General features: G+C 53.8%; 19 protein-coding genes. 11 read left to right on the plus strand and 8 right to left on the minus strand.

All coding sequences use genetic code 11. The features are described 5' to 3' along the window. The first annotated feature begins 86 nt into the window (after nucleotides 1–86). Nucleotides 87–1,598 (plus strand): mechanosensitive ion channel family protein, encoded by a 1,512-nt coding sequence (locus tag BW941_RS04055; RefSeq protein ID WP_175607861.1) that lies wholly within the window; start codon nucleotides 87–89, stop codon nucleotides 1,596–1,598. 41 nt (nucleotides 1,599–1,639) lie between these two features. Here BW941_RS04055 and BW941_RS04060 read toward each other — a convergent pair whose 3' ends face one another. Together BW941_RS04060 and BW941_RS04065 are read right to left on the minus strand one after the other, a co-directional pair. Further along, nucleotides 1,640–1,831 (minus strand): PLDc N-terminal domain-containing protein, encoded by a 192-nt coding sequence (locus BW941_RS04060; protein ID WP_068442368.1) that lies wholly within the window; start codon nucleotides 1,829–1,831, stop codon nucleotides 1,640–1,642. A gap of 66 nt (nucleotides 1,832–1,897) precedes the next feature. Further along, on the minus strand, nucleotides 1,898–2,692 hold the full coding sequence (locus BW941_RS04065) for a lysophospholipid acyltransferase family protein (protein ID WP_084188601.1): 795 nt from the start codon (nucleotides 2,690–2,692) through the stop codon (nucleotides 1,898–1,900). 161 nt (nucleotides 2,693–2,853) lie between these two features. Here BW941_RS04065 and BW941_RS04070 point away from each other — a divergent pair, with 161 nt between their 5' ends. Then, nucleotides 2,854–4,842 carry a BCCT family transporter gene (locus tag BW941_RS04070; RefSeq protein ID WP_076514378.1) on the plus strand — a complete coding sequence of 663 codons (1,989 nt, stop codon included), beginning with the start codon at nucleotides 2,854–2,856 and terminating at the stop codon, nucleotides 4,840–4,842. Here the strand turns inward: BW941_RS04070 and gmhB are convergent. Together gmhB and BW941_RS04080 are read right to left on the minus strand one after the other, a co-directional pair. Continuing rightward, on the minus strand, nucleotides 4,839–5,390 hold the full coding sequence (gene gmhB / locus BW941_RS04075) for a D-glycero-beta-D-manno-heptose 1,7-bisphosphate 7-phosphatase (RefSeq protein WP_076514379.1): 552 nt from the start codon (nucleotides 5,388–5,390) through the stop codon (nucleotides 4,839–4,841). The genes BW941_RS04070 and gmhB overlap by 4 nt on opposite strands. Nucleotides 5,391–5,447: 57 nt before the next feature. Further along, nucleotides 5,448–7,010 carry a hypothetical protein gene (locus BW941_RS04080; RefSeq protein WP_076514380.1) on the minus strand — a complete coding sequence of 521 codons (1,563 nt, stop codon included), beginning with the start codon at nucleotides 7,008–7,010 and terminating at the stop codon, nucleotides 5,448–5,450. Between the two features lie 279 nt (nucleotides 7,011–7,289). Here BW941_RS04080 and BW941_RS04085 point away from each other — a divergent pair, with 279 nt between their 5' ends. Beyond that, nucleotides 7,290–8,969, plus strand: coding sequence for a hypothetical protein (locus BW941_RS04085; RefSeq protein ID WP_139325737.1), 1,680 nt, complete (start codon nucleotides 7,290–7,292; stop codon nucleotides 8,967–8,969). A 75-nt stretch (nucleotides 8,970–9,044) separates the two neighbouring features. Here BW941_RS04085 and glyS read toward each other — a convergent pair whose 3' ends face one another. The 3 genes from glyS to BW941_RS04100 form a co-directional block, all read right to left on the minus strand. After that, the gene (gene glyS / locus BW941_RS04090; protein ID WP_076514381.1) at nucleotides 9,045–11,123 is read right to left on the minus strand and encodes a glycine--tRNA ligase subunit beta; all 2,079 of its coding nucleotides are present in this window, start codon (nucleotides 11,121–11,123) and stop codon (nucleotides 9,045–9,047) included. Nucleotide 11,124: 1 nt separating this feature from the next. After that, on the minus strand, nucleotides 11,125–12,114 hold the full coding sequence (gene glyQ / locus BW941_RS04095; protein ID WP_436286948.1) for a glycine--tRNA ligase subunit alpha: 990 nt from the start codon (nucleotides 12,112–12,114) through the stop codon (nucleotides 11,125–11,127). Nucleotides 12,115–12,283: 169 nt separating this feature from the next. After that, complete coding sequence (locus BW941_RS04100; protein ID WP_076514383.1) at nucleotides 12,284–13,591, minus strand: TolC family outer membrane protein; 1,308 nt, start codon at nucleotides 13,589–13,591, stop codon at nucleotides 12,284–12,286. 183 nt (nucleotides 13,592–13,774) lie between these two features. On the opposite strand from BW941_RS04100, the gene BW941_RS04110 reads away from it, so the two are divergent. The 7 genes from BW941_RS04110 (at nucleotide 13,775) to parC (ending at nucleotide 22,714) form a co-directional block, all read left to right on the plus strand. Beyond that, the gene (locus tag BW941_RS04110; protein ID WP_076514385.1) at nucleotides 13,775–14,386 is read left to right on the plus strand and encodes an NUDIX domain-containing protein; all 612 of its coding nucleotides are present in this window, start codon (nucleotides 13,775–13,777) and stop codon (nucleotides 14,384–14,386) included. Nucleotides 14,387–14,529: 143 nt separating this feature from the next. Beyond that, nucleotides 14,530–14,985 carry a DUF1249 domain-containing protein gene (locus tag BW941_RS04115; protein WP_076514386.1) on the plus strand — a complete coding sequence of 152 codons (456 nt, stop codon included), beginning with the start codon at nucleotides 14,530–14,532 and terminating at the stop codon, nucleotides 14,983–14,985. A 152-nt stretch (nucleotides 14,986–15,137) separates the two neighbouring features. After that, on the plus strand, nucleotides 15,138–15,944 hold the full coding sequence (cpdA, locus tag BW941_RS04120; RefSeq protein ID WP_084188603.1) for a 3',5'-cyclic-AMP phosphodiesterase: 807 nt from the start codon (nucleotides 15,138–15,140) through the stop codon (nucleotides 15,942–15,944). A gap of 1 nt (nucleotide 15,945) precedes the next feature. Continuing rightward, entirely contained in the window at nucleotides 15,946–16,554 is a 609-nt protein-coding gene (locus BW941_RS04125; RefSeq protein WP_076514388.1) for a YqiA/YcfP family alpha/beta fold hydrolase, read from the plus strand. Between the two features lie 66 nt (nucleotides 16,555–16,620). Next, nucleotides 16,621–18,510 (plus strand): DNA topoisomerase IV subunit B, encoded by a 1,890-nt coding sequence (parE, locus tag BW941_RS04130; RefSeq protein ID WP_068442612.1) that lies wholly within the window; start codon nucleotides 16,621–16,623, stop codon nucleotides 18,508–18,510. A gap of 65 nt (nucleotides 18,511–18,575) precedes the next feature. Continuing rightward, nucleotides 18,576–20,363, plus strand: a complete 1,788-nt coding sequence (locus BW941_RS04135; protein ID WP_076514389.1) for a putative bifunctional diguanylate cyclase/phosphodiesterase — start codon at nucleotides 18,576–18,578, stop codon at nucleotides 20,361–20,363. Nucleotides 20,364–20,455: 92 nt separating this feature from the next. After that, nucleotides 20,456–22,714: a DNA topoisomerase IV subunit A gene (parC, locus tag BW941_RS04140; protein ID WP_076514390.1), complete on the plus strand. Its 2,259-nt coding sequence runs from the start codon at nucleotides 20,456–20,458 to the stop codon at nucleotides 22,712–22,714. A gap of 1 nt (nucleotide 22,715) precedes the next feature. Here the strand turns inward: parC and BW941_RS04145 are convergent, their stop codons facing one another. Further along, nucleotides 22,716–23,420, minus strand: a complete 705-nt coding sequence (locus tag BW941_RS04145) for a hypothetical protein (protein ID WP_076514391.1) — start codon at nucleotides 23,418–23,420, stop codon at nucleotides 22,716–22,718. 164 nt (nucleotides 23,421–23,584) lie between these two features. Between BW941_RS04145 and BW941_RS04150 the strand changes: the two genes are divergently transcribed. Further along, nucleotides 23,585–24,025, plus strand: coding sequence for a gamma-glutamylcyclotransferase family protein (locus BW941_RS04150; RefSeq protein ID WP_076514392.1), 441 nt, complete (start codon nucleotides 23,585–23,587; stop codon nucleotides 24,023–24,025). Nucleotides 24,026–24,054: the final 29 nt, after the last annotated feature.

Below are 24,054 nucleotides of genomic sequence, written 5' to 3' on the forward strand. Positions count from 1 at the left end.
CTGATATAGGCGGCATTATGGCCACTCAGGATGAACCCAGCGCAGATTTGCTGGTCGATAACTTCATAATTTTGTTGGAGAACACTATGCGTTTACTGGCTGCCTGCCTGTTACTACTCTCGTCTTTGTTAGTTTGGGGTGCGCCTGCTTCTCCTGCATCATCCGGGGGCACGAGCGATGGTCAGGCAGTTGACCGGGAGGCCGTTAAGAACCTGATTGGCACGCTGGAGAGTGAAACAGAGCGGCAGGATCTGATTCAGAAGCTGGAACTGATGTTAGAGGCAGAACCAGAGCCAGAACCCGAGCTGGCGTCAGTTTTTGGTCTGGATAGCACCGGCTCAGGCGTACTGAGTGAATTCACAGCACTGACTGATAGCTACGGGCTTCCTGAGAATATTGTTGGCGACGTACTGGCGTTCGGCGTGACTACCTTGTTGGTTCTAGTGGGTATTTTTCTGAATGGTTATCTGAGCCGGTTTCTCGATAAACGCATGAAGCGGGTACGTAAGCGTTTGCACTGGGATAAGGAGCGTTTCAGTTCATTGTTTACCATTCAGCGTGCCATCGGTTACGCGGTAGGTCTTATTCTTGTGGGATACGCAGCACTGGATGTTGCGGCTGTGTATTTTGGTGAAGAGAGCATGTCAGGGCTGGGTAGTCTGCTCGGGACCGTGCTGTCGATCTCTCTCGCTGCTCTGGTGTTTGCTTCTATCTGGGAGGGCACCAATGCCTTATTGGAGACGTTAATGTTCCGTCACGAGCGACTGAACAGCTCGCGCTTCCAGACGATTACTCCAATCATTCGTAATATTCTGCTAATCACCCTGTCGTTGCTGTCGGTGATGGTAATTCTCTCTGAGGTGGGCATCAACATTATGCCGCTATTGGCCGGTGCGGGTGTGCTGGGTATTGCAGTGGGGTTTGGTGCTCAGACTCTGGTGAAGGATTTCCTGACCGGGCTGACAGTGGTGTTCGAGGATCTGCTGCAAATTGGTGACGTCATCAAGATCAATGATCATTTTGGTCTGGTAGAGAAGATCACGCTGCGCAAAATTCAGATGCGTGACCTGGATGGTACCGTGCACACGATTCCATTCGGTGAAGTATCGATCATCTCCAACCTGACTAAAGATTTCAGCTATTACTTGATGGATGTGGGCGTAGCGTATCGTGAGAACACAGACGAAGTCGTTGCGATCATGCGTGAGGTTGATGAAGACCTGCGTGCAGATAAAGATTTCGAAGATCTGATTCTTGAGCCCCTTGAGGTGCTGGGTGTCGACCAGTTTGCCGATAGTGCCGTGATGATTAAGGCACGGATCAAGACTAAACCGATCCAGCAATGGAACGTTGGTCGGGAGTTTAACCGCCGCATGAAGATCGCCTTTGATGAACGGAATATCGAGATTCCATTCCCACACCAGACTATCTACTTTGGTGAAGACAAGCAGGGCAAGGCACCAAACGCCAATGTTCGCCTGGTCGAGGAAGTGGAAAAACGTGCTGAAGAAGCTGCGGGTAAAGAGCGCGCACTTAAGGATGAAGGTGGCTCGGGCACACCAAGTGCCAGCTCCAGCTCAGACAGCGGCGATAATTAAGCCGCTGTCTGTGTAAAAACCTTAACAGAACCCTGGGTTGGTTAGCTGACCTTGGGTTCACGAGGACCAAAGAAATACCAGGCAATCAGGCCTGCGACAGGCAGTAGCAGGATTGCTGCAATCCAGGCCGCTTTTACGCCCAATGTGGTGCGTGCCTGCACGGTGTTAAGGATGGCGTAGATATCGCCAACCAGAATCAGAATGCCAAAAATACCACCCACTTCAATCACCATAGTGTCCCCCCTGTGAATCCCCCGGTAATAGCGGCAATGATCATATCATGCAGAGTGTTGCAGTTATCAGAATCGTTTTCCGCTGGTGAGTTCAGTAATCACAGTACCCTGAAAAGGCGTTGCAGAAATCTCGTCGACGCGATTATTGATCCACTCCTCACATTGCTGATGGAGAAACTTAGTTGGTAAGTCTTTACTATCTAGCGGAGCGCCGATAACGACGGTAATTGTGCCCGGGTAGCGTATCCAGTGGTGGTTCGGCCAGAAGTCTCCGGCGTTATGGGCAACCGGAATCACGGGTGCCTTGACGCGGCTGGCGAGCATACTGCCCCCCTTAGAAAACGCTTTGCGCGCGCCTGCAGGGACACGGCTTCCTTCGGGAAATATCAGTACATGAAAGCCATTGTTCAGGCGTTTGGTTCCTTGCTTAACGAGACCTTTGAGCGCTGTCGTGCGTTGCGTCCGGTCGATCGTAATAGGCCCCATCATGGCGAGGTACCAGCCAAAGATCGGAATACGTGTCAGCTCTTTTTTGATGACCTGAACCTGTGGCGGCAGCAGTGCGGGCAGCATAAAGGTTTCCCAACTACTTTGGTGCTTCGCGACAATTATGGACGGCCGGGAGGGGAGCTCGCCTTCGTAGATGACTTTCCAACGCAGGCCGAGAATCAGACGTGCTGACCAGACGCATGCGATGCAGAAAGGTCGACCTATAAAACGATGTCGGGCGGGTAGATCCATCAATGGCGAAATAATCAGAGCGGGAAGGATCCAGATCAGGGTGAGGAAGGTCATCCAGACCATAAAAATGATGGTGCGGCAGGCGGCGAGTGATGTAGAGCGAGCGGTGGTCTCAGGCAATCGTTTACTCCTTCGGAGTGTGACTAGCACTGTATTCAGAGTACGGCGAAAGCCGCCTTCTGAAAAGTAGCGATTTGCTATCTGGCTCTGGCTTTGTCAGGGTAATACAGGCACGCCGCGCTGAGACGGGGTGCGCTGGACCATACAAACCGGAGTGTTGAATGAATCTCGAACGAAAAGGCCTTCAGGCAACGTTACTTATGCCTGTTGCTGTCCCCACCATTATTGTCGCGGCTCTGTTGATTATAGGCACGGTCAGTAATCCTGAAGCAGCGGGCAATCTGTTCAGCAGTATGCTGGGCTGGATTACCCAGACGTTTGGCTGGTTCTACATGTTAGCGGTGGCGATCTTTCTGATTTTTATTCTTGTGGTTGGCTTCAGCAGTTGGGGCAACATCCGATTGGGTTCTGATCATGCGGAACCCGAGTATTCGTTTCCGGCCTGGTTCGCAATGTTGTTCTCAGCAGGCTACGGTATCGCACTGCTGTTCTTTGGTGTGGCTGAGCCCGTACTTCATTATTCGACGCCTCCGGCCGGTGCCGCAGAGACTGTGCCCGCGGCAAAAGAAGCCATGCAGATTGCCTATTTCCACTGGGGTCTCCACATCTGGGGGATCTACGGTCTGATGGGGTTAGTGTTGGCTTACTTTGCCTACAGGCACGGTCTTCCCTTGTCTGTGCGCTCTGCGTTGTACCCTCTCATTGGTGATCGCATTCATGGTTGGGCTGGGCATATCGTCGATACGTTCGCGGTATTGGGGACTATGTTTGGCCTGGCAACGACGCTGGGGCTGTCGGTATCTCAGATAAATGCAGGCATCAATTATCTCTGGCCAGCGATACCGGTGAGCACGACCGTTCAGGTGATCGCCATTACTGTGATTACTCTGGCTGCGACGGCTTCAGTGGTTGCGGGTATGGACAAGGGCATTAAGAACCTGTCGATGCTGAACATGGGGCTGGCAGTTTTTCTTATGGCCGTTGTTTTCGCCGTAGGCCCGAGCGTTCATATTCTTAATACCCTGTTGCAGAATACAGGTGCTTATCTGGGTGGCGTTGTCGAGCGCACCTTTAATATGCAGGCCTACACACACAGTGACTGGATTGGTAACTGGACACTGTTTATCTTCGCCTGGACGATTGCCTGGGCGCCTTTTGTTGGTCTCTTTATCGCTAAGATCAGCCGTGGACGTACGATCCGTCAGTTTGTGTTTGGTGTCCTGGCGGTTCCGACTCTGTTTACATTTCTGTGGTTCGCCATTTTTGGCGATACGGCACTGCACCTGATTATGGAGCAGGGCAAAGAGGCGTTGATCGGCGAAGTTCAGTCCAATCATGCGGTGGCACTGTTTGAGTTTTATGATCGTCTGCCGATGTCGTTTTTCCTTTCGATTATCACCGTCTTCCTCATCATTACCTTCTTTGTTACCTCATCCGACTCGGGCTCTCTGGTGGTCGACTCACTGGCGTCGGGCGGCTTACTAGAGACGCCAGTTTGGCAACGAGTGTTCTGGGCTTTCCTTGAAGGGGGCATAGCGGCGGCCTTGCTGTTGGCTGGCGGCTTAAGTGCATTGCAGACCATGACTATCGTGAGTGCATTACCATTCGGGATCATCATGCTGCTGGCCGTTGCCGGGCTCTGGCGGGCATTGGTGATTGAGGGTCACCGTGACACCTCTATTAGTGCGATCACTCCTGTCCGCCCGCACAGCGATGGTGGCGACTGGCGCAAGCGCCTGAATGGCATGATGAAATTCCCCGGTGCTAACAAAGTCGAGAAATACATTGAGGGCGTTGTTACGCCCGCGCTGGAAGAAGTCAGTGAAGAATTACGTTCTCACGGTTGGGATGTGCGTGTCAGTGGTGCGACGGGGGAAGTCTCCATGTCTCTGGTGAGAGAGGGCGTTGATGAGTTCTTTTATCAGGTCAAAGCCACCGAGCATGACGCACCGGATTATCGGCCAGCGGGTGCAAAGTCGGCGACCTTCTGGCGTGCCGATGTTCACCTGAGTCATGGTTCGCTGGGTTACGATTTGTTTGGTTGCAGCAAAGAGGAAGTCATCAGGGACCTGGTGGATCACCTTGAGCAGTACCTCAACTTTATCGAGGCTGCGCCCGGCACCTTACCGTGGGAGCCGGTGAACAATTAAGGTTGCTCGGCGATAAGCCAATCAACAAATGCGGCCAGGTCCTCAAACACGGGGGCCTGAGCCAGTGTCGGGTGAGAAGTGAGTTTGTGCTCACTTTTCTCGCCTTTGCCGGTTCTTACAAGCGCAGTTTTGCATCCTGCTGCAACTCCAGCCTCCAGGTCGCGTATCGAGTCACCGACCATCCAGGCACCTTCTGCTGACACCTTCAGCGCATCTTCGATCTGATGAATCAAACCGGGCAGTGGCTTGCGGCAGTCACAGCCGTCGTCCGGGCCGTGCGGACAGAACGCGATATGAGCAAACTCACCGCCTTCAGCAGCGGCGAGCCCCGTCATCTTGTCGTGCATGGCATCAAGATCAGCCTGAGAAAAATAGCCGCGTGCCAGACCACTCTGGTTCGTTGCAACAACAACGGTGAAGCCGGCCTTGCAGAGTTTACCTACGGCTTCTGCGCTGCCTGGAATCGGCAGCCACTCATCAACGGACTTAACGTACGCATCGGAATCCTGATTCAGAACGCCATCGCGGTCGAGAATGATGAGTTTCATAGAGGGGTCTCCGGGCTATAGGTAAAACAAAAGCCCGGAGTATAACGATCTGGGGAATCAGAGAATACGGCTGGTTGGTTTTTGCCGACGGAATAAGGTAACCCCGAGAATCGTCAGCCAGAACATTGAACCACCGCCTGATGACGAGCCAGAGTCTTCATCGGTTTCTTCGGGCTCTTCTTCTGGGGCGGAAGTCTCGGGTGCAGCAGCAACGCTGAAAGAAGCGGTTTCGTAGCTGGCATCGTCACAACGATCCAGAAGGGTTTCACACACACGATACTCGAAGGCATTGGCTCCCTCATCGTAGAAGGTAGCGAGAAAGGCGACCGTTGCAGTTGCTCCGGCTTCGAGCGTGATCTCACAATGCAGGTAGGTGTTGCCTGCGTCAAAGTCCGTGGTGTCGTCACAGTTCTTTATCGCTGCATCGGACGTTGCGTTGTAGTGTTCCGAGAAACGTCCTTCAAGCACCTCAAAGGCATTGAAAGGCAGGCGAATTTCTACAAGTGCCTGCCCGTCATCGCTACCATTGTTCGAGACTTCAAATTCGAACGTTTTTGCTACACTGGCCTGGATATCTGCGGTTGCCGGTGCCGGAAAGGAATAGCTGGTATCAAGACCTGTTGTGAAATAGTTGGGTTCTGACCAGTCAGATTTACGCTCACTGGCGCCTTCGAGCGCAGTGTATCGAACCTGAACAGCATAATCGGTGGCGGGTTCCAGCGTCAGGCCAGGATCTGGCAAAGTAACGTCTGAACCTGTCGCACTGATGTACTCTGGCCACTCATACAAGCCCAAAGAGCCATTCTGGCCGCTACCTGTTGGGCTGATATTTCCTTCGTTATCGGGGTTAAAGATAAGGCCGAAATTACTTGCAGGTGAATCACCTCCGGTAAGAGTAGTTTTCCAGCCGGCCAGTGAATCCCCTGCAACATAAGCAGGGCCATTCCAGTCGATGGAGATGGTGCTGTCCGTACTGTTGAATAATGGCTCGCTCAGGTCGGAAGGTATAGTGAATAGACCGACACCATTTTCAGATGTAAAGGCCGCCTGTAAGACGATATCGCCTGCAACCGCGTCGGAGAGGTAGGTCCATTGAACCGCGAGCGCCACTGTCAGGTCATTTGCAGCTTCCGGAGCAACAATGAGAATTGGGGCTTTATCGTCACTTGGGCGCAGATCGCTGAGCGCCCCGGGAATCATCTCGACGGTTGCGGCGACAGAGTCGTCAGCCGAGAAAAGCTGAACGACGCCAGTATTGGTAACTTCGAGTCGGGTTGTGTACACACCATTAAAGTTGAAGCCGTTCGGAATGTCGTAGATATAAGTCGATTCTGGAATGCTGTCGAGATTGGTGGTCTCGTCCCCGCGTGTGCCACCAGTGATTACAAAGCGTTCATTCGCGTCGGTAAGCCGCCACTCCGCACTGTCGAACACGAGATTAGCGCTGCTACCACCTTTTTCTAACATTGGGCTGCCGCTTAACTCGGGATTGAGTGGAACATCTATGGCACCGTCTGCGGGGCTGTCGATGGTCGGTGTCTCGGGGAAATAAGGGCTCACCGCAAACACGGGTGAACTGATAAAAATCAGCGCTGCTGACCAGTTAATCTTACGGCTCAAGGACAAAGCTCCAGCTTATTCTTATTAGTTAACCAATGGTGACCTATCTCGCTCCCGGACGCGAGAATTTATACCTGCCTTGCAGGGTCTTTACACGAACTCGCCACATGCTTAGACCCAAATAGCCACTATTGGGCAGCGGGCGCTTTAGTGTCGCCACTGTCATATTCCGACATCCGACTTGCTGCGAATCCCGGTATTACCTCAGCGCCCTTCTGCTAATCTCAAGCTCCCCAACAATTCCCATCACAATTAAGGACGATGGATATGGATATAACAATGATAAAACGGCTTATGGCAGCGACCGTATGTGGCTCAGCATTGATGCTGGCAGCTTGCGGAGAATCCCCGAAAGAAGGCGTGGCAACCACTGATTCAATTACCGATTCAACCAGGAATGGAACCTGTACGGGCACTTACCCAAGTTACTGGCAGGACCCAGCATTCCCGGATCAGTGGGTTGGCCAGAAAACCAGCAACGTTCCACCGGCTGATTGGACAGGGCCTGTGTATCAGCTGTCGGATGATTTCCCGCGCTCTCCGGTGGACGACGCGGCAAGCCAGCAATGGCGTGACAGTAAATTCGATGCGTTATTCGAAGAGGGCACGTCTCAGGAAGAAAAAGCGAAGCTGGCATACGAATATGGCTGGCTGGTGATGGAGTATATCCAGGAAGGCAATGTTAACCAGACTGGTATTGAAGACTGGGACGTATGTAACAACAAGGTTCGTCCCTGGTACAACATTCCATTCCAGACGTACGATGCCATGAGCGGACGCGAGTTCACACACGGCTTGACACGCGAGGCGCCGGTGACGTTCTCAACCCCCGAAGGCGATAAGCAAAGCACCATGTGGGCGGTGGGCTTCTTCAATGCCACGGCAGCTTACACTCTCGGCACTGTCTGGCAGGCCGACGGCACCGCGAAAATTCCGCAGGACGACGTCAGCTTTGACGAAGGCGCGGTGATCGGTAAGCCGCTTTTCAATACGCTCAGCCCTGATGTGTTGCCAGTGATGGAGAATCTTCCGAGCTGGAATGCGAATATCTCAGATCCAACGTTCTGTAGTTGCACACCTGCTAACGGTAAAGAATGTACGTTGATTGAAGAGAGCGAGCAGTGTCCTCGCAGTACCACCGAGTGGGGTGACGTGACCTTGCTGCAATTCGATTTTGCTGTAAAAGACAGTCGTGCCAAAGGTACTGAATGGGTGTTTGGTACCTTCGTTGCTGACGGTCAACGCAAGGCCGATGTAGACGATCCGTGGCAGCGTATTGCTCTGCTGGGTGTTATGTGGGGTAACGACACACCACCAGAAGGCCAGCTTGCGTATAACCACCCGGTCGACGTGAAGAAAAATGGCTTTAAAGAGGAAGTTATTTTTTGGGATACCGTTGATGAGCTGAATAAATACGGTGGTAATAACGTCATGAAGCAGATGGGTCATCTGGGCTGTAATTATCGCTTAAATGGCCCTGCGGATAATGCCAACAGCTCATGTATGTCCTGTCATGGCACGGCTTCTGTGCCAGATAAAAATCTGGTGACGCCGCCACTCCTTTCGCAGTTCTCATCTCTGACCAAAGAATGTGTCACGCCAAATGCGGCTAACCCGGCTATTGGTAAAGATCGCAGTGGTGCTGATGCAACAGTGAATAACGGTATCGGCTTTGCTGAAATAGACAGTATCTACTTCGCCAATACGCCAGCAGCTGAGCCATTTAATATGACGGTTGAAACAGGCTCTGGCCCAGTTAACGTGATGGGCGATGGCGTACCGGCTTACGATAGTGGACGCAGCAGCTGGATTTCACTGGATTATTCATTGCAGCTTTCTATTTCGCTGACGCAGTGGATGCAATGGCAGGATCACAGCGATGACCCAATTGAAGGGCGCATTCATATGAAAGAAATCCGACGTGGCTACCCCGCTGGTGTCGGCCATAAAGCGGAATAATTTAAGTACGCTTTAAACAAAAAAGCCCGCCAAGCAGACATGCTTGGCGGGCTTTTGGGGGTCAAGATATCAGGCTTACAGCACCGATATATCCGCAATACCGATAAACAGCCCTTGAAGCTGTTTGAGCAGTGCCAGGCGATTGTTTTTCACGGCTTCGTCATCGGCCATAACCATGACATTGTCGAAGAAGGCATCAACAGATTCTCGCAGGCCAGCCAGCTCGGTCAGTGCGGCGCTGTAGTCGCCAGCGGCCATCAGCGGAGCAACGGCAGCCTGTTTAGCAGCAACCTGTTCAGCCAGTGCTTTTTCTTCAGCCTGTGCCAGCAGAGCGTTGTTTACGTCTGCAGTGACGGCATCGCCGCCGTTCTTGGCGAGGATGTTGGATACACGCTTGTTCGCAGCAGCCAGCGATTCGGCAGCATCGAGCTTGCTGAATTCGAATACGGCTTTCACACGACGGTTCACATCCAGTGCATTCGTTACGCCCAGAGCGCGCACGGCCTGGAATACGCCAGTCGGGATGTGTTCATCCGCGTACCAGGCGCTGAAGCGGTCCAGCATGTATTCGATCAGGGTGGCTTTGGTGTCGGCTTTTGGAGCCGTCTGCCAATTTCCTTCGATAGCCCAGTCGATAAGAGTACCGAGGTCGATGTTGATCTCTTTCTCAACCAAAATGCGCAGCACACCCAGAGACGCACGACGCAGTGCGAACGGGTCTTTAGAGCCCGTTGGGATCTGACCTAAGCCAAACAGGCCGACAAGGCTGTCGAGACGGTCGGCCAGTGCAATCAGAGTACCGGTCTGTGTTGCAGGCAGTTCATCGCCAGCAAACGCAGGCATGTACTGTTCAACCATGGCGGCTGCAACATCGGCGTGCTCGCCATCGTGCTCGGCGTAGTATTTACCGGCCAGACCCTGCAGGTCGGTGAATTCGAACACCATGTTAGACACGAGGTCGTTCTTACACAGCTGCGCTGCACGCTCAACCAGTGCTTTGTCGCCACCGGTTTCGTCAGCGATGCGGGAAGCCAGTGCGCCAATACGGCGGGCTTTATCAGCAACGGAACCGAGTTTGTTCACCCAGACGACGTTTTCGAGCTTGGCGAAACGGCTTTCCAGTTTCTGTTTACGGTCGGTATCCCAGAAGAAGGCGGCATCCGCCAGACGTGGACGGATCACTTTCTCGTTACCTGAAATCACCTGCGCCGGATCTTTCGATTCGATGTTCGATACCGTGATGAAGTTAGGCAGCAGTTTGTCGCCTTTCATCACGTGGAAGTATTTCTGGTGCTCTTTCATAGAGGACACCAGTGCTTCCGGGGGAACGCGCAAGAAGTCTTCGTCGAATGAGCCAGCCAGCGCGACAGGCCACTCGTTAAGTGCGGTAACTTCGTCGAGCAGGTCGTCGTCGATGATGGCTTCGCCACCCAGCTTCAAGCCTTCGGCAGTGACCTGTTCTTTGATCAGGGCTGAACGCTCTGCAAAGCTGGCCATCACGTAGGCGCCACGCAGGGTCTCCTGATACGCCATTGGATTGGCAATCACGATCTCGCCCGGTGCATGGAAACGGTGGCCACGGCTGGTGTTACCGGCTTTCAGGCCCAGCACTTCGCCATCGACCACGTCATCGCCGAGCAGCATAACCAGCCACTGAACCGGACGTACGAATTCGACGCGTGATGCACCCCAGCGCATGCGCTTAGGAATTGGCAGCTTATCGAGGCTGTTCTGAATGATGCCTGCAAGAAGCTCGGTAGTCTGCTGACCTTTGATCGTGCGCTGCAGCATCAGCTTACCGGCGTTTTTGCCATGCGATTCAGGTGCTGTCTGAAGTTCAGATGCATCAGCGCCTGCCCGCGACGCAAAGCCTACTGCCGCTTTGGTTGGGTTGCCGTCGGCATCAAAGGCAATGTTCGCCGGAGGGCCGTAGAGAGTTTCTTCTTTGTCGGCCTGCTCGCACTGCAGTGCTTCAATCGTGATGGCGAGGCGACGCGGCGCAGCGTAGCTGATGACGTTTCCGTGGCTCAGGCCCGCTTCTTTCAGGCCGGCTTCAACGCCAGCAGTGAAGGCGTCAGACAGCGACTTTAATGCCGTTGGTGGCAGCTCTTCGGTACCGAGCTCTACCAGAAAATCTTTATTCGACTGGCTCATCTTACTTCTCCTCCTGAGCGGCAGCTTTTTCTTCGCGGTCAGCTTTCTCGGCCTGATACTTGGCGAGCACATCAGCACGGTTGGCTTCTTCAGCCAGTGGGAAGCCCAGCTCTGCACGGCTGTTGAAGTACGCCTGTGCAACTGAGCGCGCCAGTGTGCGGACGCGGAGGATATAGCCCTGACGCTCCGTCACCGAAATGGCACCACGGGCATCGAGGAGATTAAAGGTATGTGATGCCTTCAGAACCTGCTCGTAGGCTGGCAGAGGCAGGCCAGCATCAATCAGGCGAGCACAGTCTTTTTCGTACTGATCAAACGCGGTGAACAGGAAGTCTACGTCCGCGTGTTCAAAGTTGTATGCCGACTGTTCGACTTCGTTCTGGTGGAATACATCGCCGTAAGTCACGGCTTTACCGTCCGGGCCGTAAGTCCAGACCAGATCGTAAACAGAATCTACTTCCTGCAGGTACATGGCGATGCGCTCAAGACCGTAGGTGATTTCGCCAGTCACCGGGAAGCATTCGAGGCCGCCCACTTGCTGGAAGTAAGTGAACTGAGTGACTTCCATGCCGTTCAGCCAGACTTCCCAACCCAGCCCCCAGGCGCCCAGCGTTGGAGATTCCCAGTTGTCTTCTACAAAACGGATATCGTGTACCAGAGGATCAACCCCCATCGCACGCAGCGAATCGAGGTAGAGTTCCTGAATGTTTACCGGATTAGGCTTCAGAACCACCTGGAACTGGTAGTAGTGCTGCAGACGGTTCGGGTTCTCACCATAACGGCCATCGGTCGGGCGACGGCTTGGCTGAACGTAGGCAGATGCCCAGTTCTCAGGGCCAATGGCACGAAGAAAGGTAGCGGTGTGGAAGGTACCGGCACCGACTTCCATATCGAGCGGTTGGTTGATCACACAGCCCTGTTCGGACCAGTATTCCTGCAGGGCAGCGATGAGGCCCTGGAAGGTTTTGATGTTATGGCGGCTATCGCTCACGGTGGACATTCCTGTGGTTTGCGCGAATTCAAAGACTGGCGATTATAGCAGTGGCGGCGCGGGATAACAGGGGGCAGAAGCCCCGTCTTTATTGGGGAAAGTAAACGGGCACAAAAAAAGGGGCCAAAGCCCCTTTTTTCTTGCTGATTGGTGTCTTGCTGAAAGCTGTTCAGCCTTGCAGCCAGCCGTTCAGCATATTGATGTCACCTTCGTTCAGCGTGCCTGCGTAGTACTTCAGGGTCAGCAGGTTGATGATGTAGTCATAACGCGCGTTTGCGTAGTCACGCTCTGCTCCGTACAGCTGCTGCTGTGCGTCGAGCACTTCAACAATGTTACGGGTACCGACTTTGTAGCCTGTCTGGGTCGCATCCAGTGCACTGCGTGCAGAGCGGATCGACTGCTGGCGTGCCTTGATGTTCAGAACATCATTCTGGACCTGCAGGTACAGAGTACGGATATTCTGGCGAACTGTGCGTCGTTCGTTCTCAAGCAGATAGTCAGCGGCGGCGTAATTCAGAGCAGCCTGTTTGGTCTGAGCATACAGAGAACCACCGGCCAGCAGAGGTACTGATACCGTGATGCCGTAAGCGGTTCGGGTGATGCCGGCAGGATCTTCGGTGATGGTGGTCGCCTGATCGCCGTCTTCATAGTTAGCAAAGACTTCTACGGTAGGTAGATGAGCTGCACGTGCGGCGTTACGCTGCAGGCGAGCGGCTTCAAGTTGTGAATCCACCATGCGCAGGCCCGGGAATTTATCCATGCCGGAATTAACCCATGCGTTCGGATCGGCAGGCTCTGGACGATTCATATCCACTGAGCCTTTCAACGCAGCGACATCACTGATGGTCTGGCCTGTCAGCTGCTCAAGCGTTTCGTACTGAATCTGGCGGTTTGCCTGCTGGCCCAGAAGGTTGGCATAACTCAGGTCGTAAGCGGCTTGCGCCGAATGAACATCGGTAATTGCAGTCAGGCCGACGTCATAGCGCTGCTTAGTTTGCTCCAGTGAGCGTTGCACGGCTTTCAGTTCTGCATCGGCAGTCGACAGGTTGTCTTCGGCGCGCAGGACGTTGAAGTAGGCTTCCGCCGTGCGAAGCAGCAGTTGCTGTTCGGCCATTTGCAGCTCGTAAATGCCGTTGTCATTACCCGCGCGAGCTGCCTTATAGGTGTACCAGCTGTTCAGGTTGAACAGTGACATTCCGGCGGTAACCGAGAATGCGCCGAGTTCGTAATCAGTGACCAGACCGTTTACACCGTCGATTTCGATTTCGACATTGGTGTGCGTGTAGCTGGCTTCTGCCTGCGGCAGCAGGGCGCCGCGGGCGATCATGACGTTATATGCATCTGCTTCGCGACTGGCGCGGGCAGCAGCAATTTGTGGGTCGTTGCTGGCGGCCATGTCGTATATGGTGCTGAGATCTGCAGCAATAACGGCCGATGGCAGCAGGATTGCAGATGTCAGAGTAAGCAGTTTTTTCATAAAGGTGCCTTTCCCAGGAGAAGGTATAAAATGCTCTCAGGTGCCCCTGGAATTTCCGGAGGTGCACCAAGTCTAACAGAAATTATCCGGCTTTCAGTTTCACCTTTGTTGCTGCTGAGCGAACAGTCAGTATTGCCGGTGTTTATTCGAATATTCTTGTTCAGGTATATAGATAGGTCAAGCATGTCAGTTTTCCCTTCCCCTATGACGGTCGCCGATGTCGTTGTGGAGGCAAAAGAAGTCGCATATCAGGGGTTCTTCCGTATGGAAAAGCTCACCCTTCGCCACAAACGCTTCAACGGCGAGTGGATGGGGCCGTTCACTCGTGAGCTTTTCGAACGCGGGCAGGCAGTCTGTGTCCTGCTGTTTGATCCCAAAAAAGATGCAGTGGTACTGCTTGAGCAGTTTCGCGTCGGGGCCCTGGAGGATGAACGTTCTCCCTGGTTGATTGAGTTGGTCGCGGGCATGGTGGAAGAGGGAGAAACACCTGAGGACGTCGCCTTACGAGAATCCGAAGAAGAGGCCGGTACGGTGCCCACCCGTCTGATTCCTGTGTGCAATTACTGGGTGTCTCCAGGCGGTACCAGCGAAAAGGTCGCGATTTTCTGTGGACTGATCGACAGTGAAGGCATGGGCGGGCTGCACGGTCTTGATGACGAACATGAAGACATCCGTGCATTTGTGGTGCCGTTTGACGATGCCTATCGCGGTGTGGTGGATGGCACCATCAACAACGCGGCGACCATTATGGCGTTACAATGGCTGAAGATTAATCACGCCTCAGTGACTGCTTAAACGCTGCATTCAGGGCGATCCCTTTGCTTTTCTAAGGGCGTCTTCAGTCATGTCTGACAGTGCCGATAATGGCGCTGATCAGGAAAATCTTCATGCGTCCTGCTAAGGTGTTGTGTCTTTGATATTTACTCTGGAGAGAACGCTTGCGCCGTAAACGCTACGTCCCTGACCTGCAGGAAATGGCTTCCGTTGCCGAGTCGAATTACCTGCGATTCCTGCGCTTACTGCCTGAGACCGACGAGGGCGGTGAGCGCACGTTTGCGATCACAGGGATGGGTGATCAGAGCGCCCGGGTGCGGATCAGGATCGACGAGGTGCAGCCATACACCACGATGCTGACGGTGCAGCAGGAGGGCCTGAGCCCGGAGTGGGTCACTCCTCCTTCCATGAATGTGCGGCTGTACCACGACGCCAGCATGGCCGAGGTGCTGAGTTACCAGAACCAACATAAATTTGAGGGGCGGTATCAATACCCCAACCCACAGATGCGCCTGCCCGATGAAAAAATTCAGCTGAATAAGTTTCTTGCCGACTGGCTGGAGCACTGTCTGCAGCACGGGCATGTCGAGCAGTCTTTCAGTTTTACACCCACCTTTTAAATAAGTGTGTCGAGTCGGGCCATACTGGCCCAGACTGGTACTTTCTTCGTATATTGGCCCGTATATTCCGATATGTGATGGGTTTCCGTTCGGGGCTTCGACAGACGTCTAGTATATAGTCTCAGCCCACTGAAATTCACACTGAGGCCAACGTGTTCCAACTGACATCCGCCGAGACATTGCGCATCGTGCAGGTGACCGATACCCATCTCTTCGGGGATATCGGTGGTAAGCTGCTGGGCGTACCCACGTACGACAGTATGCATGCCGTTCTGTCTCAGTTGGATGCGTTTCCGTTTCAGGCCGATGCCATGCTGGTCACAGGCGACCTGTCTCAGGATGGCAGCGAACAATCGTACCGTTTGCTGGATGATGCCATGGCCCGCTTCGGTGCCCCTGTCTTCTGGCTTCCCGGAAATCATGACGAACCCCGTAATCTTGAGAAAGTCGGACGCGAGCGGGATCATCTGCATAAGGTGATCCGTAGCGAACACTGGCAGATTGTGATGCTCGACTCTCAGGTGGAAGGTGCCGTGTTTGGCCAGCTAAAGCAGGAAGAGCTGAATATGCTCGAACGTGCTCTGACGGAGCGGGATGACCTGCATACGCTCGTTTGTCTGCACCACCATCCGATCCCGATGAACAGCGAGTGGATGGACAACATCGGCCTGCGCAACCGTCAGGCGCTGATGGATATTCTAAGTACTCATGACAACGCCAAAGGTGTGCTCTGGGGGCACGTGCATCAGAGCTGCGATGGTTACGTGAATGGCGTGCGTCTGATGTCCACGCCCTCAACCTGTATACAGTTTGAGCCACAGACCAGCGGCTTCAGTCTTGATGAGGCTGCACCCGGTTTCCGCTGGTTAGAACTGCACAAAGATGGGCGTATCAGCACGGGCGTTGAACGTCTGAGCCATGTATCCTTTGCGGTAGATCGTACCCAGACAGGATATTGATATGCTGATTCCAGCCTCTGTGCAGAACAGCGGCTGCCTTTATCTCCACGGTTTTCTCAGCTCACCCGCCTCTGAGAAGGCCCAGCAGATGACGGCTCTGTTCCGTGAACATCCCGAACTCGGCTCCATTAACGCCCCTTTTATCCATTTCGACCCCCAGGATGCCATTGCACTGGCCGAGCAGGCCTTGGCGGAATTGCGTGAGAAGCATGACCGGGTCTGGGTTGTCGGCAGTTCGTTGGGTGGCTTTTACGCGACCTTTTTAGCCGAAAAGCACAATGTTCCCGCCGTATTGATTAACCCTGCGGTCAGGCCGTTCGAATTGTTCAGGCATTACCTCGGCGAGCACACTCACTACCATACGGGCGAAACACTGTTGCTCGAAGAAGCGCACCTGCATCAGCTTGAAGCGCTCAATACGCCAGTTGTTCAGAATCCGCAGAATCTGCTGCTGCTATTGCAGACAGGCGATGAAACTCTCGATTACCGGCATGCTGCTGAGCTTTACCGCGAATGTCCGGGCTGGCTGGAGGGCGGCGGTGATCATAGTTTCCAGCATTTTATCGACCGGGTGCCTCAGATGCTGGGGCACTTGAGTCGCCTCTGGTAGGCAGACTCCCCCACGCCCCGGTATACTCCGGACATTACTGCAATTCATGGTTTGACAGGGGAACAGATGTCAAAGCAATACACCGCCTCATCGATTGAAGTCCTGAGTGGTCTGGACCCGGTCCGAAAGCGTCCGGGCATGTACACCGAAACTACCCGCCCGAATCACCTGGCGCAGGAAGTGATTGATAACTCGGTGGACGAAGCTCTCGCAGGTCACGCCAGCAAGATTGAGGTGACGCTGCACGAAGATGGCTCAATGACCGTACTTGACGACGGTCGTGGTATGCCAACGGATATTCACCCTGAGCATGGTATTTCGGGCGTTGAGCTGATTCTCACCCAGTTACATGCTGGGGGTAAGTTCAGTAATGACAACTACCAGTTCTCCGGTGGTCTGCACGGTGTCGGTGTTTCTGTCGTCAATGCCCTGTCGCAGGTGCTCGAAGTCACTATCTGGCGAGACGGTCAGGTCCAGCGCATTGGGTTTAAAGACGGTTATAAAGCGATTGATCTTCAGGTGGTCGACACTTGCGGTAAGAAGCGTACCGGTACCAGCGTTCGTTTCTTACCGGACCCTCAATACTTTGATACCCCCAAGTTTTCTGTCGCACGACTCAAGCACAATCTACGTGCTAAAGCGGTTCTCTGCCCGGGACTGCGTATCAAGTTTAATGCCCCGAACGCTGAAGACAGTGCTGAGTGGTATTACGAAGATGGTCTGAAAGATTACCTCAAAGTATCGACAACCGGCTGGGAAGCCATCCCCGAAGAGCCTTTCACAGGCGCAATGAGCGGTGATACTGAAGGTGTCGACTGGGCAGTACTCTGGCTGCCCGAAGGCGGAGAGCTGCTGCAGGAAAGCTACGTTAACCTGATCCCTACTGCGCAGGGCGGTACTCATGTAAATGGCTTCCGTTCTGGCTTGCTCGACGCGTTGCGTGAGTTCTGCGAATTCCGCAATCTATTGCCGCGCGGCATCAAGCTGACACCAGATGACCTCTGGGAGCGCTGCTCCTATGTTTTGTCTGCGAAATTGGCGGACCCTCAGTTTGCGGGTCAGACCAAAGAGCGACTGTCTTCTCGTGAAGCTTCAGCCTTTATCTCGGGCGTAGTGAAAGACGCCTTCGCGCTTTGGCTGAATGAAAATACCGCGGATGCCGAGCGCCTGGCCGAACTGGCGATTTCCAGTGCGCAGTCGCGTTTGCGTAAATCCAAGAAAGTTGCACGTAAGAAGATTACCCAAGGCCCAGCTCTGCCGGGTAAGCTGGCCGACTGTACCGGTCAGGACAGCGAACGCACGGAACTCTTTCTGGTGGAAGGTGACTCGGCGGGTGGTTCTGCCAAGCAGGCCCGTGATCGCGAGTTTCAGGCCATCATGCCGCTGCGCGGTAAGATTCTCAATACCTGGGAAGTGGAGTCAGGAGAAATTCTGGCATCGCAGGAAGTGCACGATATCGCCGTTGCTCTTGGGATTGACCCGGCATCAGATAACCTTGATGGCCTGCGTTACGGCAAGATCTGTATTCTCGCCGACGCAGACTCCGATGGTCTGCATATCGCGACTCTGCTGTGCGCGTTGTTTGTCCGTCACTTCCGCAAGCTGGTGGCGGATGGTCACGTTTATGTCGCGATGCCGCCTCTGTACCGGATAGACGTCGGTAAAGATGTCTACTACGCGTTAGACGAAGGTGAAAAGCAGGGCGTTCTTGAACGCATCAAAGCCGAAAATAAGCGCGGTAAAGTGAATGTTCAGCGCTTTAAAGGTCTGGGTGAAATGAACCCGATGCAGTTGCGTGAAACCACGATGGACCCTAATACCCGGCGTCTCGTCCAGCTGTCGCTGGAGCCGGGGGATGGCACCAATGAAATGATGGATATGCTGTTGGCGAAGAAGCGCTCCTCTGACCGTAAGGAATGGTTAGAGACGCACGGCAACGAGGTTGAGATTCTCTGATTTTTCACCGCTCCACTGTTTTCAGAACAATAGCCGGCAGTGCGCTGCTGGCGCCCTTACCAGCCATGGCTGATGGGATTGCTGCTGAGCCGTTTGACCTGATTCTGGCCGTATTACTGCTGGCCATGATTTCAGTATTCACTGTGCTGCTGTTGCTTCAGCAGCGTCAGCTTCGCGCGCGCAGTGATCGTCAGCTGGGTGCGCATACTGCCTTGCTCGGCAATATTTTCGGGGCACTGCCCGAGATGGTGTTCTACAAAGACCGGCGCGGCGTCTATCGTCTGTGTAATGGACCGGGTAGTCGTTTTCTCGGTCGCCCGGCTGATGAAATTAAAGGTCAGCGTGATACCGACTTCTTCGATGTTCAGAGTGCTGAGCGGATGCGCCAGCGCGATGTTGAAGCCATTGAACGACGCAGTGCGATACGCTCAGAAGAGTGGTTGCCCGGGCCAGATGGTGAACAGGTACTGCTGGAGATAAATCGCCAGCCATTGTTCAGTGACACTCAGGAGTGTGTCGGTGTGCTTCTCACGTGCCGGGACATAACTGAAACCCGTGAAAAGCAGAAGAAGCTTGAGTATCAGGCGCGCCACGACATTCTGACCGGGCTTGCTAATCGAGCCTTGCTGCATGAAAAACTGACCTTTGCGCTGCAGATGGCGAAGCGTAATGATGAGTCGCTGGCGGTGATCTTCATCGACCTTGACCGCTTTCGTGAAGTGAACGATGCGTTGGGCCATACCGTCGGTGATCTGCTGCTACGTGACGTCGCCCATCGCTTGAGCAGTAATCTGCGTGATAGCGATATCTGCGCCCGCTTGAGTGGCGATGAATTTGTCGTCGTACTGACGCAGGCGGATAAAGCCTACGTTGAGAGCAAGTGCACGCAGCTCCTCGAAGCTTTGGCACGTGCTTACCAGTTGCAGGGCCATTTGCTCAGTATCAATGCCAGCGCCGGGATTGCACTGGCCCCTGAGCATGGGGACAACAGTGATATCCTGCTTGTACATGCGGATGCCGCACTGCATCACGCAAAAGCGCTCGGGCGCAATCGCAGCTGCATCTATTCACAGGAACTGTCAGCCCATAAGAGCAGTCAGTTGTCGCTGGAACAGGACTTGAGAGATGCGGTCGAGAATGAAGAGTTCAGCCTCGAGTTTCAGGGGCAGTTCCGGCCGGGTGAGCGAATCCCTCGTCGGGTCGAAACACTGATCCGCTGGCCTCATGAATTACGCGGCCAGGTTTCTCCGCATGAATTTATTCCATTGGCAGAAAGCAGTGGCCTGATCCGGGAACTCGGTTTCTGGGTGCTGCGACGCGCCTGTGCTGAGTTCATGAGTTGGCGTCAGCAGGGAATGAAACTGGAAAAGATAGCCGTCAATGTGTCGGCCATGCAGATCAACAGCCGCTTCGCCGAAACGGTTGAAACCATCATGAAAGAAACCGGTTTCGAGCCCGCCTGGCTTGAGCTAGAGGTGACCGAATCGTTAATGATGTCGGGCATGACCGAGGTGAACAACCAGATTCACCAGCTTCGGGCGCTGGGTGTCGAGTTTTCAATTGATGATTTTGGTACCGGATACTCTTCGTTGAGCAAGCTGAAAGAGATGCCCGTCAGTGTGTTGAAAATCGACCGGTCGTTCGTGCGTAACATTCATGATCAGGAAAACGATTACGAGATCGCCCGTGCGATAGTGGCCATGGCTGATAGCCTGAACATTGAAGTGGTGGCTGAGGGCGTTGAAAATGAAGAGCAGGGTGAGACCCTGAGACACCTTGGCTGCGAATGGTTGCAAGGATACCTGTACGGCCGGCCTATGGCGGCGGACGATTTCCTCAGGCACTATTCCTAAATTCAGTCCGAAACGCAGTTTAGTCGTTAAGTCAGAAGCAGAAAATTTTAAACATGGCCCTGCGACGGGCCTCGAGCAGACAACCGGATACTATGACGGATCAGATCAGTTATACCGATGATGGCGTTGAACGCCAGTCACTCAAACAATACACCGAGAATGCGTACCTGAATTACTCCATGTACGTCATTCTTGATCGCGCACTGCCTCATGTGGGCGATGGTATGAAGCCGGTACAGCGCCGGATCATTTATGCCATGAGCGAACTTGGCCTGAAGTCTACGGCTAAGTACAAAAAATCGGCCCGTACTGTCGGTGACGTGTTGGGTAAGTATCACCCACATGGCGACAGCGCCTGTTATGAAGCCATGGTGCTGATGGCTCAGCCGTTCTCATACCGTTATCCGCTGGTCGATGGTCAGGGTAACTGGGGTGCGCCGGACGATCCTAAGTCCTTTGCCGCGATGCGTTATACCGAAGCTAAGTTGTCACCTTTTGCTGATGTGCTTCTGAGTGAGCTGGGTCAGGGTACGGTCGAGTGGCAGCCGAACTTTGACGGTACCATGGACGAACCTGCGACACTGCCAGCACGCCTGCCGACGGTGATGTTGAACGGTACGACCGGTATTGCGGTGGGTATGGCGACGGATATTCCGCCGCACAATGTCCGTGAAGTAACCTCGGCATGTATCCGCCTGCTGGATGAACCGAAAGCCGATATCGATGCTCTGTGTGAGCATGTCATGGCGCCGGACTTTCCGACAGAAGCCGAGATCATCACACCTCGCGAAGATCTCAAGAAGATGTACCGCACGGGTAAAGGCAGCGTCAAAATGCGCGCGGTCTACACTCTTGAAGACGGTGATATCGTCATTACGGCGCTGCCGCATCAGGTGTCTGGCGCCAAAATTCTTGAGCAGATCGCAGCGCAGATGCAGGCTAAGAAGTTGCCTCTCGTAACGGATTTACGTGACGAGTCAGACCACGAGAATCCAACCCGCCTGGTAATTGTGCCTAAGTCCAACCGGGTTGATACAGCCGCAGTGATGGCGCACCTGTTTGCGACTACTGACCTCGAGAAGAACTATCGCGTCAACATGAACGTGATCGGACTTGATGGTCGCCCACAGGTCAAAGATCTTAAGACCATGCTCAGTGAGTGGCTGGAATACCGTACCGGTACGGTGCGTCGTCGCTTGCAGCATCGCCTGGATAAAGTACTGGCGCGTTTGCATATCCTTGAAGGTTTGTTGGTTGCCTTCCTGAACATCGACGAAGTGATCGATATTATCCGCACCGAAGACAAACCAAAGCCGGTGCTGATGGAGCGCTTTGGTATTTCCGATATTCAGGCCGAAGCCATTCTTGAGTTAAAGCTTCGTCATCTGGCCAAGCTCGAAGAAATGAAGATTCGTGGCGAACAGGATGAGCTGGAGAAAGAGCGCGATATGCTCGAGAAGACTCTGGGTTCTGAACGTCGTATGAAAACTCTGATTAAGAAAGAACTCACTGCCGATGCGGAGCAGTACGGCGATGAACGTCGTTCTCCGGTCGTTACCCGTGCCGAGGCGAGAGCCTTCAGCGAGACCGAACTGGTATCCGCTGACCCGGTTACGGTGGTGCTGTCGCAGAAAGGCTGGGTTCGGGCCGCCAAGGGCCATGACGTTGATGGTGCGAACCTGAGCTACAAAGCCGGTGATGCCTTCCTCACGGCGGCCAAAGGTAAATCGAATCAGAGTGTGATCTTCCTTGATAACACTGGCCGATCGTACAGTTTGCAGGCGCATACACTCCCTTCAGCACGGGGGCAGGGTGAGCCGCTAACTGGCAAGCTGAATCCTCCTGCAGGAAGCCTGTTCACGAATGCGCTGATGGGTAAAGACGATGACCGCTACCTGCTAAGTACCGACGCGGGCTATGGCTTTATCGGTACGCTCGCCGACATGCAGAGCAAGAACAAAGCCGGTAAGACACTGGTTACTGTGCCGACTAACGCAAAAGTGCTGCCCCCTACGCTCATCGACGAACCGGATAAGAGTTGGATTGCCGCGGTGAGTAATGAAGGTCGGATGCTGGTCTTCCCAGCGGCTGACCTCCCACAGATGGCGCGCGGTAAAGGCAACAAGATGATCAACATCAACGGCACCCGCGCGGCCGCCAGAGAAGAGCTGATGGTTGCCACGCTTGCTTTCAAAGAAGGGGATACCCTGCTGGTTCATGCCGGTAAGCGTCACCTGAAACTCAAGTTCTCTGATCTTGAACACTATCAGGGCGAGCGCGGGCGCCGTGGTAACAAGTTACCGCGTGGCTTCCAGAATGTAGATTCGATGGAGGTTCAGGGGGCTGACTAAATCAGCGCCCACCTTCTGAAGCAACGAAAAGGTCGGGTTGCCGCTCCGGCCTTAACAGATCTGCAACGGCCTGGGATGTTGGTTTTGCTCTGATCGTGCCATCTGTCGTCACGCTTGCGATGCCGGTGCAAGTTGCCCCCAGAGGGACAGTCGCTGCCGAGCGGTTTGCCTCGCCACTGAGTATTGCATCAATCTCAGCCTGACTGAGTGCTTCCAGGGTCTCCGCCGCGGTGACCTTATGTCCTTCGAAATAGGCTGTTTGTTCACTGTCCCACGAGCCATCAAAATTTCTGTCGAAGTGCTTGTATTGTCCGTGCATCATGCCTTCATCCAGAGTGATGCTCAAAGAGCCCGATTCGCTGTAAGGTGAAGTCGCAGTCTTATCGGTCAGTGAATAGGCGCCGCGCAACTGTGAAGCCTGTTGGTTGAGTGTCATTGGCGTGAAATTAGCGGTGCAGTCGTGTAGCCGGAATTCTCCGTGGCCAGTCTCTTCCAGTACGACAAGCTGTCGTCCGGACATTTGGGTGCGGATATCACTTCCTGAGTCATTGATGCTATCGCTCATTGTTGTCTGAACATACCATACCCCCGCTGGGGAGCTGTCTGTTCGCGAGCTGTCTGCGTTTGAATTATCGCTCATGCATCCACTGATGCAGGTAAGTGAGGCAAGGATCATCGTTGATAGAACTGAGCGCCTGGTCTTCATAACAACTCCTTGCCTGGGTATTTATTGAATCGGCTAACTACCATAGCAACCCGTCAAGGGATGAAAACGGGCCCTTAATGACAATACTGTTAATTTGAGGAAGGAGTCACAAATACAGCGTTTTCCGGTACGCTTTCTGTCAAATTTGTCACAGATATCAAGAAATGGAAGGCGATTACCTGTTTGTCTACGGCAGCTTAAGGCCGGCTGCGCGCTTTACCGGTTCCATCGTGGGCGCCGATAAGGCAAGAGCACTCCTGACGCAAGACCGCCATGAAGCGGCTGCGACTGTTCCCGGTCACTTGCTTTCTTTGGGGCTTTATCCTGGGTGGGTCGCGCCCGGAAGCTTGCCGGTTATTTCGTCATATTCACATATTCAGGGAGACATTTATCGCGTTAATGACCGCATTCTTGCCTGCCTTGATGTGTATGAGGGTTGCTCCGCCTCTTGCCCGCCGCCTCATGAATACGAGCGGCGTAAGGTGATAGCGGTTACCGCAGAGGGTTCTGAAATCGAGGTTTGGGTGTATGAGTACATCGGCCATTTAACCGGAATGATCCGGCGGATAGAGCTGATTCCATCAAACGACTGGCTAGAAATGTAACAATACGGGCCGCCGAATTCGTAATCCGG

This window comes from Thalassolituus maritimus (genome assembly GCF_900156675.1).
In the GTDB taxonomy this organism is placed as follows: domain Bacteria; phylum Pseudomonadota; class Gammaproteobacteria; order Pseudomonadales; family Oceanobacteraceae; genus Thalassolituus; species Thalassolituus maritimus.

Bases quoted from the DNA above. Each gene is read 5' to 3' on its own strand.
- BW941_RS04055 (WP_175607861.1), top strand. From the start codon at position 87: ATGCGTTTACTGGCTGCCTGCCTGTTACTACTCTCGTCTTTGTTAGTT.
- BW941_RS04060 (WP_068442368.1), bottom strand. From the start codon at position 1,831: ATGGTGATTGAAGTGGGTGGTATTTTTGGCATTCTGATTCTGGTTGGC.
- BW941_RS04070 (WP_076514378.1), top strand. From the start codon at position 2,854: ATGAATCTCGAACGAAAAGGCCTTCAGGCAACGTTACTTATGCCTGTT.
- gmhB (WP_076514379.1), bottom strand. From the start codon at position 5,390: ATGAAACTCATCATTCTCGACCGCGATGGCGTTCTGAATCAGGATTCC.
- BW941_RS04085 (WP_139325737.1), top strand. From the start codon at position 7,290: ATGATAAAACGGCTTATGGCAGCGACCGTATGTGGCTCAGCATTGATG.
- glyS (WP_076514381.1), bottom strand. From the start codon at position 11,123: ATGAGCCAGTCGAATAAAGATTTTCTGGTAGAGCTCGGTACCGAAGAG.
- BW941_RS04100 (WP_076514383.1), bottom strand. From the start codon at position 13,591: ATGAAAAAACTGCTTACTCTGACATCTGCAATCCTGCTGCCATCGGCC.
- BW941_RS04110 (WP_076514385.1), top strand. From the start codon at position 13,775: ATGTCAGTTTTCCCTTCCCCTATGACGGTCGCCGATGTCGTTGTGGAG.
- BW941_RS04125 (WP_076514388.1), top strand. From the start codon at position 15,946: ATGCTGATTCCAGCCTCTGTGCAGAACAGCGGCTGCCTTTATCTCCAC.
- parE (WP_068442612.1), top strand. From the start codon at position 16,621: ATGTCAAAGCAATACACCGCCTCATCGATTGAAGTCCTGAGTGGTCTG.
- BW941_RS04135 (WP_076514389.1), top strand. From the start codon at position 18,576: ATGGCTGATGGGATTGCTGCTGAGCCGTTTGACCTGATTCTGGCCGTA.
- parC (WP_076514390.1), top strand. From the start codon at position 20,456: ATGACGGATCAGATCAGTTATACCGATGATGGCGTTGAACGCCAGTCA.
- BW941_RS04145 (WP_076514391.1), bottom strand. From the start codon at position 23,420: ATGAAGACCAGGCGCTCAGTTCTATCAACGATGATCCTTGCCTCACTT.
- BW941_RS04150 (WP_076514392.1), top strand. From the start codon at position 23,585: ATGGAAGGCGATTACCTGTTTGTCTACGGCAGCTTAAGGCCGGCTGCG.